This is a genomic window from Pseudomonas sp. GM33 (genome assembly GCF_000282295.1).
Taxonomy (GTDB): domain Bacteria; phylum Pseudomonadota; class Gammaproteobacteria; order Pseudomonadales; family Pseudomonadaceae; genus Aquipseudomonas; species Aquipseudomonas laurylsulfatiphila.
Genome location: NZ_AKJO01000015.1, coordinates 1 through 12,288, shown reverse-complemented (window position 1 = coordinate 12,288; position 12,288 = coordinate 1). Strand labels below are relative to the sequence as shown.

Genomic DNA, 12,288 nt, shown 5'->3' with positions numbered 1-12,288 from the left:
CCGCCAGCCGCGGATGCTGCTCGCGAATCCGCGCCAGAAGGTCCAGGCCGCTGGCGCCGGGCATGCGGATGTCGGAAATGATCACGTCCGGTTGCTGGCGCGCCAGGCGGCTCATCACACCATCGGCGCTGTCGAAGCTCTGCGTGGTCATGCCCTCCTGTTGCAAGGCTTTTTCCAGGACCCAACGGATAGAACGGTCGTCATCGACGATCCACACGGTTTCACTACGGCTCATGTCGATGTGGCTCCTTGTTCCAGTGGCAGAAAGATCGAGAAGGTGGTGTGGCCGGGGTGGCTGTCACATTCGATCAGGCCCTGGTGCTGGCTGATGATGTTCTGGGTAATGGCCAGGCCGAGCCCGGTACCGTCCGGGCGTCCGCTGACCATGGGAAAGAAGATGGTTTCCTGAAGTTCCGCAGGGATGCCCGGACCGTTGTCGATGATCTCGATCTTGGTCACCAGGCGATGGCGCACATGGCCGATGGTGAACTGGCGCATGGTACGGCTGCGCAGGCTGATTCGGCCCAGGCGCAGCTCGTTCTGGCTGCTGATGGCCTGCATCGCGTTGCGCACGATGTTCAGTACGGCCTGAATCATCTGTTCGCGGTCGATCAATACGTCGGGAATGCTTGGGTCGTAGTCGCGCACCAGCGTGATGCAACCCTGGCTTTCGGCTTCCACCAGTTGGCAGACGCGCTCCAGCACTTCGTGGACATTGCACAGGGCCAATGACGGCAGCTTGTTGGAGCCGAGCATGCGATCGACCAGGTTACGCAGGCGGTCGGCTTCTTCGATGATGACGTTGGTGTAGTCGCGCAGGCTTTCTTCCGGCAGTTCCCGGGCCAGCAATTGTGCCGCGCCACGAATCCCGCCCAAGGGGTTCTTGATTTCATGGGCGAGCCCGCGCACCAGCATCTTGCTGGTCTCCTGCTTGGAAAGCTGTGCTTCTTCCTTGGTGATCCGCAGCAAGCGGTCACGCGGGTGGACTTCAAGCAGCAGCATCGTGTCGCCGTTGCTCAGAATCGGCGTTACCGCGTAGTCGACGGTCAGGGTCTGGCCGGTCAGGGCGGTGAGCATGGCTTCGCGCTTGGTGAACGGGTGGGCCTGTTCGACAGCCTGGCGCAAGGAGTTCAGCGCTTCGGTCGATTCGGTAAACAGTTCACTGATGAACTGCCCATGGCTGCGCTGGCCGCTGATGGCCAGCAGCATCTCCGCCGCCGGGTTCATGTACTCGAGGCGCAGTTCGGCATCGAGCAGAATGGTGGCGGTGGTGAGGTTGTCGAGTAGCAAACGGTGGAGTGCGTCGCTAATGGTCATCGGGACCTCTTTTGGGGCGGAGCATGCGCAAGAAACAAGCGTTGATACGGGGAAAATGCAAAAACCAAACCAAGGCTCCGAAAAGAAGCGCCAAAGCCCTGAAACGGGCGTATGACGCTCGCTTGCGTGGCGTTCTGCCGGCGTTCACGGGTAATTTCGAACCAAAATGGGTTGGAATGTGAGTGCGGTGCAAGCTCTTGCACCAATATAGTGCGCAAACCTGAATGAGGTTAGAAAAGTCGCAGGAAAGGGGTTTTTCGTGCCGACATGAGCAGTGCGATGAAGCCGGCAATCTACAGCCAGGCCTTCAGCGCGTGTGCGCTCGTTGCAAGGTGAAGGTTGTGGTGGGGCTCTGCTGCACAACGTTTTCGCCATCGATCACTTGCACGGCGAGGCGATGCTCGCCGCGATCGATATTCACCAGTTGCAGGGTCGGCACATTGCCTGGCTGGCCGTAGGGCTGGCCGTCCAGCAGCAGGCGCATCAGATGGGGGCCTTGCAGGCGTGGTTCGATCAGCACCTTGACGGTGAAGGTGCCGTTGTTGGCGCGCAGGGCTTCGGTGGTGGGCAGGCCGGTGAGTTCCAGTACGTTGTAGGCGATGCGGGGCTGGTCTTGCGCAGGGGTGGGTGTGGGAGGTGCTTGCGTGGGCTGGGGCTGGGGCTGGGCGCGGTTGAGCGGTGGCAGTTCCACCGGTTCCGCGGTGACGCCATCAGGGGGTTGATTGCTATACGCCGTGTTGCCTTGGGCGTCGGTGTATTTGTAGATCTGCGCTGTGGCGGGCAGGGCGATCAGCAGCAAAATGAAGAGAAAACCACGAACCATGAAATCGACCGGAAGCGAAAGCGTTGGATTGCAGCATAGGTCAGGGGAGGTGGTTGTCCCAAGTAAAACAGGATCAAAAGATCGCAGCCTTCGGCAGCTCCTACAGGATGTATGCCAATCCCATGTAGAAGCTGCCGAAGGCCGCGATCTTTTGACTTTCGGCACAAAAAAGGCCTCCCGAAGGAGGCCTCTTTTTGTCACGCCGCGTGTCGCAGCGCTACCGGATCAGCAGCTGTAGTACAGCTCGTATTCCAGTGGGTGTACGAAGGTACGTACCTTGATTTCTTCTTCGCTTTTCAGAGCGATGTAAGCGTCGATGAAGTCGTCGCTGAAAACGCCGCCTTTGGTCAGGAACGCACGACCTTTGTCCAGCTCTTCCAGGGCTTCTTTCAGGCTGCCGCAAACTTGTGGAATCTCTTTCGCCTCTTCAGGCGGCAGGTCGTACAGGTTTTTGTCAGCCGCGTCGCCAGGGTGGATCTTGTTCTGGATGCCGTCCAGGCCAGCCATCAACAGTGCGGCGAAGCACAGGTACGGGTTGGCAGCCGGATCCGGGAAGCGTGCTTCGATACGGCGGGCTTTCGGGCTCGACACGTAAGGAATGCGGATCGAAGCGGAACGGTTGCGAGCCGAGTAGGCCAGCATCACTGGCGCTTCGAAGCCTGGAACCAGACGCTTGTAGGAGTTGGTCGCCGGGTTGGTGAAGCCGTTCAGGGCCTTACCGTGCTTGATGATGCCGCCGATGAAGTACAGGGCGGTGTCGGACAGGCCGGCATAGCCTTCGCCTGCGAAGGTGTTCTTGCCATCTTTCCAGATGGACATGTGCACGTGCATGCCCGAGCCGTTGTCGCCGTACAGAGGCTTAGGCATGAAGGTCGCGGTGCGGCCGTAGGCATCGGCAACGTTGTGAACGACGTACTTCAGGGTTTGGGTTTCGTCGGCTTTCTTCACCAGAGTGTTGAACTTGACGCCGATTTCGTTCTGGCCGGCAGTTGCCACTTCGTGGTGGTGAACTTCGACGGTCAGGCCCATTTCTTCCAGTGCGTTGCACATGGAGGTACGGATTTCGTGGTCGTGGTCGAACGGTGGAACCGGGAAGTAGCCGCCTTTGACGCCTGGACGGTGGCCCTTGTTACCGCCTTCGATGTCCTGGTCGGACATCCAGGAACCTTGTTCGGAGTAGATCTTGAACATGGAACCGGAAATGTCGGACTTGAACTTCACCTGGTCAAAGATGAAGAACTCTGGCTCTGGACCTGCGAATACGGTGTCACCGATACCGGTGGCTTTCAGGTGCTCTTCGGCGCGCTTGGCGATCGCACGTGGGTCGCGGTCGTAGCCTTGCATGCTCGAAGGCTCGATGATGTCGCAGACCAGGATCAGGGTCGGTTCTTCGGTGAACGGATCGAGAACTGCGGTGGAGTCGTCCGGCATCAGGATCATGTCGGAGGCTTCGATGCCTTTCCAGCCAGCGATGGAGGAACCGTCGAACATTTTGCCGACTTCGAAGAAGTCGTCATCCAGCGCATCGCGAGCCGGCATGGTCACGTGGTGCTGAGTGCCTTTGGTGTCCGTGAAGCGCAGATCAATCCATTTGACGTCATGATCTTTGATGAGTTGAACCGACTTCGACATAGTGTCCTCCGGGTGGCTTCGGGCTAGTAGTGGATGCCCTTAAATGTGGGTGATGCCGGCGCGAATACTCTGCCAAGGCAACCTGCCTCACAAGGGAGCAAATTGCATGCCAGTGCCCCAGCATGGGTTTTTTGCCCCAAAAACACGCTTATCAGCCATTAATGCGCTTTAAAGGCGAAAATACCGCCCCGTAATGTGGCGTCAAAATGAATAAATGACCCGTTTTGGTGCGCGCAAAACCTTCTGCACATTAACTGGTTAAACCTTGAGCAATTTCCGCTATAATCCGCGCCCCCCTTTTTCGGCAGGCCCTGCGCGCGCTGTTTCCATGAAATTAATCGTAAAAGTCTTCCCCGAGATCACCATCAAGAGCCGCCCGGTACGGATGCGTTTCATCCGCCAATTGGCCAAGAACATCCGTGCCGTGCTCCGCGATCTGGACCCGGCCGTGGTGGTGAACGGTGTGTGGGACAACCTCGAGCTGGAAACCCGCGTCAGCGACCCCAGGGCCCTGAAGGAGATGGGCGAGCGCCTGAGCTGCATGCCGGGCGTCGCGCACTTCCTGCAGATCGACGAGTACCCGCTGGGTGATTTCGACGACATCGTTGAAAAGTGCAAGCAGCACTACGGTGATGCACTGGCCGGCAAGATCTTCTCGGTGCGCTGCAAGCGAGCCGGCAAGCACCCGTTCAGCTCGATCGATATCGAGAAATATGTCGGCAGCCAGTTGCGCCGTCAGTGCGGTGCCGCCGGGATCGACCTGAAAAAGCCTGAAATCGAAGTCCGCATCGAAGTTCGCGACCAACGGTTGTTCGTGATCCACAGCCAGCACAACGGCATCGGCGGATATCCGCTGGGCGCCCTGGAGCAGACTCTGGTGCTGATGTCCGGCGGCTTCGACTCCACCGTGGCGGCCTACCAGATCATGCGCCGCGGCCTGATGGCGCATTTCTGCTTCTTCAACCTGGGCGGACGTGCCCACGAACTGGGCGTCATGGAAGTCGCGCATTTCATCTGGAAGAAGTACGGCAGCTCCCAACGCGTGCTATTTGTCAGTGTGCCATTCGAGGAAGTGCTGGGCGAAATTCTCGGCAAAGTCGATAACAGTCATATGGGCGTAGTATTGAAGCGTATGATGTTGCGCGCTTCCTCCCGGATTGCCGATCGACTGCACATCGAGGCCCTCGTCACCGGTGAGGCGATCTCCCAGGTGTCGAGCCAGACGCTGCCAAACCTGTCAGTGATCGATTGCGTGACCGACAAACTGGTCTTGCGTCCACTGATCGTCGCGCACAAGCAGGACATCATCGACACGGCCAACGAAATCGGCACCGCCGATTTCGCCCGGCACATGCCGGAGTACTGCGGCGTCATCTCGGTCAATCCGAAGACCGCGGCCAAGCGCTATCGCGTCGAGCACGAAGAGAAAGAATTCGATATGGCGGTGCTCGAGCGTGCGCTCGAAAACGCCAAGCTGGTGCCGATCGATCGCGTGATCGACGAATTGGGCCAGGACTTGCAGATTGAAGAAGTCAGCGAAGCGCTGGCCGGTCAGATCGTCATCGACATCCGTCACCCGGATGCCGCTGAAGACGACCCGCTGGAACTCGCTGGCATCGAGGTACAAACGATGCCGTTTTATGCAGTGAACGCTCGTTTCAAGGAACTGGACCCTACTCGCCAGTACCTGCTGTATTGCGACAAAGGCGTGATGAGTCGCCTGCATGCCCACCATTTGCTCAGTGAGGGGCATGCCAATGTGCGCGTTTATCGACCGAGCTAAGTGCCCGGGGCTGTTTGCCTGTGGCCTGCGTCACCGGCCCCCCGACGCCACCGTCAAGCTGTAACGGCTTTCACGGACGCTACTGTTAATCGCTGCCAAGACTTGTCAGCACACCGAATCCTCTGATCGAGATACACAAGTGATCGAAAATCTACGCAACATCGCCATCATTGCCCACGTTGACCATGGTAAAACCACCCTGGTAGACAAACTCCTGCGTCAATCCGGCACCCTGGAGCGCAACGAGCTCAACGACGAGCGCGTGATGGACTCCAACGACCAGGAAAAAGAGCGCGGTATTACCATTCTGGCGAAAAACACCGCCATCAACTGGAACGGCTACCACATCAACATCGTGGACACCCCGGGCCACGCCGACTTCGGCGGCGAAGTTGAACGCGTAATGTCGATGGTCGACTCCGTTCTGCTGCTGGTTGACGCTCAAGACGGCCCTATGCCGCAAACCCGTTTCGTGACCAAGAAGGCTTTCGAAGCCGGCCTGCGTCCAATCGTGTGCATCAACAAGGTTGACCGTCCAGGCGCGCGTCCGGACTGGGTTCTGGACCAGATCTTCGACCTGTTCGACAACCTGGGCGCCACCGAAGAACAGCTGGACTTCAAAGTCGTCTACGCCTCGGCCCTGAACGGTATTGCCGGTCTGGACCACACCGAAATGGCTGAAGACATGACCCCGCTGTACCAGTCGATCGTCGACAACGTACCGGCGCCGAAAGTCGACCGTGACGGTCCGTTCCAGATGCAGATCTCCGCACTGGACTACAACAGCTTCCTGGGTGTTATCGGCGTTGGCCGTATCGCTCGCGGTCGCGTCAAGCCGAACACCCCGGTTGTGGCTATCGGCGCCGACGGCAAGAAGCGTAACGGTCGTATCCTGAAGCTGATGGGTCACCACGGTCTGCACCGTGTAGACGTTGAAGAAGCGGCTGCAGGCGACATCGTGTGCATCAGCGGTATGGACTCGCTGTTCATCTCCGACACCCTGTGCCACCCGGACACCGTTGAGGCGATGAAGCCGTTGACCGTCGACGAGCCAACCGTTTCCATGACCTTCCAGGTAAACGACTCGCCATTCTGCGGTAAAGAAGGCAAGTTCGTGACTTCCCGTAACATCAAGGAACGTCTGGACAAAGAGCTGCTGTACAACGTTGCACTGCGCGTTGAAGAAGGCGACTCGGCTGACAAGTTCAAGGTTTCCGGCCGTGGCGAACTGCACCTCTCGGTACTGATCGAAACCATGCGTCGCGAAGGCTTCGAAATGGCTGTAGGCCGTCCGGAAGTGATCATCCGTCTGGTTGACGGCGTGAAGCACGAACCGTTCGAAAACGTCACCATCGACCTGCCGGAAGAATCCCAGGGCAAGGTGATGGAAGAGATGGGCCTGCGTAAGGGCGACCTGACCAACATGGTGCCGGATGGCAAGGGCCGTGTACGTCTGGAATACAACATCCCTGCTCGTGGTCTGATCGGTTTCCGTAACCAGTTCCTGACCCTGACCAACGGCGCTGGCATCCTGACCTCGATCTTCGACCGTTACGACGTGATGAAGTCCGGCGACATGTCCGGCCGTCAGAACGGCGTTCTGGTTTCGGTTGAAACCGGCAAGGCACTGACCTACTCCCTGGAAACCCTGCAGGCGCGTGGCAAGCTGTTCGTAGAACACGGTCAGGAAATCTACAACGGTCAGATCGTTGGTCTGAACAGCCGTGACAACGACCTGGGCGTCAACCCTACCAAGGGCAAGAAGCTCGACAACATGCGTGCTTCGGGTAAAGACGAAACCATCGCTCTGGTTCCACCTGTTCGCTTCACCCTGGAACAGGCTCTGGAATTCATCCAGGACGACGAGCTGTGTGAAGTGACGCCTAAGTCCATCCGTCTTCGCAAGAAGATCCTGGACGAAAGCGAGCGTACCCGCGCTGCCAAGAAAGCCAAGGCATAAGATTTAGCCCCGGCTGAACGAAAACGCCCCCGGTCGAAAGGCCGGGGGCGTTTTTGTTTGTCTGCGGTTTGTGCGGTGTTTGTGCCGGCCTCATCGCGAGCAAGCTCTCTCCCACAGGGGTTCTGTGGTGTTCACACAATTTGTGGTTCACCTCGAACACTGTGGGAGCGAGCTTGCTCGCGATGGCGGCCGATCAGCCGCCACTGGTTTCAGGCAATATCAGAACCGCTCGATACTGCGCGAATTCCGCTCGCGCTCAACTTCCTTCGGCTTGTACGCGCAATACCCCGGCCGCGGGCCGATTTTCGGGTGGTTGCGGCAAGTATCCGGGCGCTTATCATAAATAGTGCACAGACGGCTCTTACGATCCAGGTACAGGCAATCGTTGTTGCTCATGCGCTGGAGGGTGAAGATTCCGGACTTCTGGTTGAAGCGCTCGACCAGACCTTCCTTTTGCAGGCGTTTGGCGATGTTCTTCGGCGGATCGCCCAGCTCGAACTCGTCGACCACGCCGATGCGGATCAGGTCCTTGATCTTGACCTCGACGGGCAGGGTGCAGCAGCTGGACATGCACGAGCCGCACATCGGGGCAGAGTACTTGGCCCAGGTATCGAGGCGGTCGATCTCTGCGGCAGCGATCAGGTTCGGCTTCATCATCGTTTGTTACCAGCGTGTGCATCAGGGCGCGCGATCATACCGGGACTGGTGGATTTTTGAACAACCTTTCGCCAGATTTTTTCACTGCCGGCCAATAAACCGCTAATCCGGCACGGCCCCTGCATTGAATCAGGTACTCGACAATGTATTGCCGACCCGATTCGCACTTACAGGAAAAACTGCCGAACCAGAGCCTCTACCGCCTGTCAGACCGTCTAGGCTCAGACAACTCCAAGCTCGCTCGAGGTCCTATCGATGACTCAAGAACCACTTGTTCGCGAAGCAGAGGTGGCCGCATTCCGCGACGCCGTCTTGACCAAGCTCACTTATGCAGTGGGCAAAGACCCGGATCACGCCTTCGACCATGACTGGTTCGAAGCCATTGCCCTGGCCGCGCGGGATCACATGGTCGAGCACTGGATGGACCATACGCGGCAGATCTACCGCAAAGGTCAGAAGCGCGTTTATTACCTTTCCCTGGAGTTTCTCATCGGCCGGCTGCTGTTCGACAGCCTGAGCAATCTCGGCCTGCTCGACGTGGCGCGCGAAGCCCTGACCGAGCTCGGCGTCGACCTTGAGCGCATCCGTCTGCTGGAGCCCGATGCTGCCCTGGGCAACGGCGGCCTCGGGCGTCTGGCGGCGTGTTTCCTGGAAAGCATGTCAACCCTCGGCATCGCCGGTCATGGTTACGGCATCCGCTATGAACACGGGTTGTTTCGCCAGGCGATTGTCGACGGCTGGCAGCAGGAGCAGACCGAACACTGGCTGGATTTCGGCAACCCGTGGGAGTTCGAGCGGCCGGAAGTGGTCTACACCATCGGTTTCGGCGGCAGTGTCGAGACCCTGACTGACGACACCGGCAAATCCCGCCAAGTCTGGTCCCCGGCGGAAACCGTACGGGCGATTGCCTACGACACGCCGGTGGTCGGCTGGCGCGGGGCGAGCGTCAACACGTTGCGCCTGTGGCGCGCCCGGGCCATGGAAGATCTGCACCTGGAGCGCTTCAACGCCGGTGACCACCTGGGCGCCGTGGCCGAAGTGGCCCGGGCCGAAAGCATCTCCCGGGTGCTGTACCCGGCGGACAGCACCGAGGCCGGCCAGGAGTTGCGCCTGCGCCAGGAGTACTTCTTCGTCGCCGCCTCGTTGCAGGATCTGCTGCGCCGCCATCGCAACATGCACACCTCGGTGCTGACCCTGGGCGATCATGCCTCGATCCAGCTCAACGACACCCACCCCTCGATTGCCGTGGCTGAACTGATGCGGCAACTGGTCGACGTCTATGACGTGGCATGGGATGCGGCGTGGCAGGTCACCGTCGATACGCTGTCCTACACCAACCACACCTTGCTGCCCGAAGCGCTGGAAACCTGGCCGGTCGGCTTGATGGAGCGCATGTTGCCGCGGCACATGCAGATCATTTACCTGATCAACGCCCACCACATCGACTCCCTGCGGGCCAAAGGCATCCACGACTTCGACGTGCTGCGCGCGGTGTCGCTGATCGAGGAAGACAACGGTCGTCGGGTGCGCATGGGCAACCTGGCGTTTCTCGGCTCCCACAGCGTCAACGGCGTGTCCGGTTTGCACACGCAACTGATGCGCAAGACAGTGTTCTCCGAACTGCACAAGCTGTACCCGGAGCGAATCAACAACAAGACCAATGGCATTACCTTCCGCCGCTGGCTGTACCAGGCCAACCCCGAGCTGACCTCGATGCTGGTCGATGCCCTGGGCCCCGAGGTGCTGGACAACCCGGAAGAGCGTTTGCTCGCCCTCGAGCCGTTTGCCGAGAAGAGCGCGTTCCGCAAGGCGTTCGCCGAGCAACGACTGCACAGCAAGAAGGCTTTGGCGTTCCTGATTCATGAGCGGTTGGGTGTGGCGGTCAACCCGGCGGCGATGTTCGACGTGCAGGTCAAGCGTATCCACGAATACAAACGCCAGTTGCTCAACCTGATGCACACCGTGGCGTTGTACCAGGCGATCCGCGCCGAACCTGAAATCGACTGGGTGCCACGGGTGAAAATCTTCGCCGGCAAGGCCGCCGCGAGTTATCACCAGGCCAAACTGATCATCAAGCTGACCAACGACATCGCCCGGGTGGTGAACAACGACCCGACCGTGCGCGGCTTGCTCAAAGTGGTGTTCCTGCCCAACTACAACGTCAGCCTGGCGGAGAGCATCATTCCGGCGGCGGATTTGTCCGAGCAGATTTCCACCGCCGGTTTCGAAGCGTCAGGCACCAGCAACATGAAGTTCGGCCTGAACGGTGCGCTGACCATCGGCACCCTGGACGGGGCCAACGTGGAAATGTGCGACCGCATCGGTGCCGAGCACATGTTCATCTTCGGCCTCAGCGCGCAGCAGGTGGAGGCGCGCAAGCAGAACCATGAGTTCAGCGCCGTACCGGACATCGCCGCGTCCCATCGCCTGAACGATGTGCTGCAAGCGATTCGTGGCGGGGTGTTCTCGCCGGATGACCCGTCCCGTTACACCGGGTTGATCGATTCGCTGGTGGATTACGACCGATTCCTGGTCTGTGCCGACTTCGATTCCTACTGGCACGCGCAGATGCGCGTCGAAGCCCATTGGCACGACTCGAAGGAATGGTGGCGTTCAGCGGTGTTGAACACGGCGCGGATGGGCTGGTTCTCGTCGGACCGGACCATTCGCGAGTACGCCACGGAAATCTGGAAGGCGCTGGAGTAAGTCTTCAGGCGGGTGGATATACTGACGCGCCGGAAAAGATCGCAGCCTTCGGCAGCTCCTACATAGTCGCGGCATTACGTGATTCTGTAGGAGCTGCCGAAGGCTGCGATCTTTATGGATACGGCTGAGCTAATCTTTCCGGATTGGCCAATGCGCTTAGGGATATCGACCATGCAATGGATGTTCATGCTGATAGGGCTGCTGCTCGGCTGGATACTCGACGAGTCATTCAGCGATGCGCTGCTGGGCGCGTTACTCGGACTGGGTATCGGCCAGGCCCTTCGCTTGGCCCGCATGGACTCGCAGGCCGTCGAGCAGCGGCGTTTGCTGGAGCAGGCGCAGGTAGCCCTGCAAGCGGTCGAGCAACGGCTGATGCTGCTCGAAGCATCGGGCGTCAAGGCGCCGGAAACCCGCGAACCGCTTGTCTCACCTGAAACCTTCCTTGATGAAGCCCCTGCCGCAGCCACGGAATTGGTCTGGGAACTGCCGCCCGAACTCGAGCCAATCCAGGCCGCGGCCAGCGAAATCGGCGGTCCGGCCGCTGATGCCTGGAAACCCGAGCCGACCGTTCGCGAAGCACAATCGCCTGGCTCCCCGCGTGGCCCGAATCTCATCGACCGCGCCATCAGTCGCGCCCGCGCCTGGTTGTTCGGTGGCAATACCGTGTTGCGGGTCGGTGTGGTGTTGCTGTTCCTCGGCCTGGCCTTTCTGCTGCGTTACGCCACCGAAGGCGTGGTGGTGCCGGTTGAGTTGCGCTACGCAGGCGTGGCTGCCGCAGCATTGGGGCTGCTCGGGCTGGGTTGGTGGTTGAGGGCTCGCAACAGTAGTTACGCGTTGATCCTGCAGGGTGCCGGGATCGCCGTGTTGTACCTGACGGTGTTTGCCGCGATGCGCCTGCATCCGCTGCTCGATCCCTCGGCGGGATTTGGCCTGCTGGTGGCGGTGACGGTCTGTTCGGCGATTCTCGCCATTGCCCAGGATTCCCTGGGGCTGGCCGCCGCGGCTGCACTGGGCGGATTCGCCACGCCCATCCTGGCCTCCACCGGCGCCGGCAGCCATGTCGCGCTGTTCAGCTACTTTACCCTGCTCAACGCCGGCATCTTCGCCATCGCCTGGTTCAAGGCCTGGCGACTGTTGAATGTCATCGGCTTCACCGGCACCTTCGGCATCGGATTCGCCTGGGGCCTGCGTTCCTACTCGCCGGAGCTGTTGTGGAGCACCGAGCCGTTTCTGATTTTGTTTTTCCTGATGTACGTGGCCATTGGTCTGCTGTTCGCCCGGCGCCGATTGATGGAGATGGGCGATACACCCGCAGACGGCAGTCGCGAAGCACTGCTGCACTGGTCGGCGCGCAAGGGTGACTACGTCGACGGCACGCTGCTGTTCGGCCCGCCACTGGCGGGGTTCGGC

The 12,288-nt window shown here is 59.7% G+C and carries 9 protein-coding genes; 4 read left to right on the top strand and 5 right to left on the bottom strand.

The genetic code is table 11. The features are described from left to right. The 4 genes from PMI26_RS26200 to glnA all read right to left on the bottom strand — a co-directional run. A partial coding sequence (locus tag PMI26_RS26200) for a response regulator (RefSeq protein WP_007970637.1) occupies positions 1-235 on the bottom strand: 235 nt, incomplete at its 3' end. After that, a complete protein-coding gene (glnL, locus tag PMI26_RS26205; RefSeq protein WP_007970636.1) occupies positions 232-1,317 on the bottom strand; it encodes a nitrogen regulation protein NR(II) in 1,086 nt (361 codons plus the stop codon). The genes PMI26_RS26200 and glnL, both read right to left, overlap by 4 nt. A 307-nt stretch (positions 1,318-1,624) precedes the next feature. Further along, complete coding sequence (locus tag PMI26_RS26210) at positions 1,625-2,140, bottom strand: DUF4124 domain-containing protein (RefSeq protein WP_007970635.1); 516 nt, start codon at positions 2,138-2,140, stop codon at positions 1,625-1,627. 225 nt (positions 2,141-2,365) lie between these two features. Further along, positions 2,366-3,772: a glutamate--ammonia ligase gene (gene glnA / locus PMI26_RS26215; RefSeq protein WP_007970634.1), complete on the bottom strand. Its 1,407-nt coding sequence runs from the start codon at positions 3,770-3,772 to the stop codon at positions 2,366-2,368. 328 nt (positions 3,773-4,100) lie between these two features. Here glnA and thiI point away from each other — a divergent pair, with 328 nt between their 5' ends. Both thiI and typA read left to right on the top strand, forming a co-directional pair. Continuing rightward, positions 4,101-5,555, top strand: a complete 1,455-nt coding sequence (thiI, locus tag PMI26_RS26220) for a tRNA uracil 4-sulfurtransferase ThiI (RefSeq protein WP_007970633.1) — start codon at positions 4,101-4,103, stop codon at positions 5,553-5,555. Between the two features lie 139 nt (positions 5,556-5,694). Continuing rightward, positions 5,695-7,515, top strand: a complete 1,821-nt coding sequence (gene typA / locus PMI26_RS26225) for a translational GTPase TypA (protein WP_007970631.1) — start codon at positions 5,695-5,697, stop codon at positions 7,513-7,515. Positions 7,516-7,734: 219 nt separating this feature from the next. Here the strand turns inward: typA and PMI26_RS26230 are convergent, their stop codons facing one another. Next, complete coding sequence (locus PMI26_RS26230) at positions 7,735-8,172, bottom strand: YkgJ family cysteine cluster protein (protein ID WP_007970630.1); 438 nt, start codon at positions 8,170-8,172, stop codon at positions 7,735-7,737. A 255-nt stretch (positions 8,173-8,427) separates the two neighbouring features. Between PMI26_RS26230 and PMI26_RS26235 the strand changes: the two genes are divergently transcribed. Continuing rightward, the gene (locus PMI26_RS26235; RefSeq protein WP_007970629.1) at positions 8,428-10,878 is read left to right on the top strand and encodes a glycogen/starch/alpha-glucan phosphorylase; all 2,451 of its coding nucleotides are present in this window, start codon (positions 8,428-8,430) and stop codon (positions 10,876-10,878) included. A 171-nt stretch (positions 10,879-11,049) separates the two neighbouring features. Further along, positions 11,050-12,288 (top strand): DUF2339 domain-containing protein (locus PMI26_RS26240; protein ID WP_033047402.1); only part of this gene is annotated, 1,239 nt, incomplete at its 3' end.

Excerpts from the sequence above, each read along its gene's own strand:
- glnL (WP_007970636.1), bottom strand. The coding sequence starts at position 1,317 with ATGACCATTAGCGACGCACTCCACCGTTTGCTACTCGACAACCTCACC.
- PMI26_RS26210 (WP_007970635.1), bottom strand. The coding sequence starts at position 2,140 with ATGGTTCGTGGTTTTCTCTTCATTTTGCTGCTGATCGCCCTGCCCGCC.
- glnA (WP_007970634.1), bottom strand. The coding sequence starts at position 3,772 with ATGTCGAAGTCGGTTCAACTCATCAAAGATCATGACGTCAAATGGATT.
- thiI (WP_007970633.1), top strand. The coding sequence starts at position 4,101 with ATGAAATTAATCGTAAAAGTCTTCCCCGAGATCACCATCAAGAGCCGC.
- PMI26_RS26230 (WP_007970630.1), bottom strand. The coding sequence starts at position 8,172 with ATGATGAAGCCGAACCTGATCGCTGCCGCAGAGATCGACCGCCTCGAT.
- PMI26_RS26235 (WP_007970629.1), top strand. The coding sequence starts at position 8,428 with ATGACTCAAGAACCACTTGTTCGCGAAGCAGAGGTGGCCGCATTCCGC.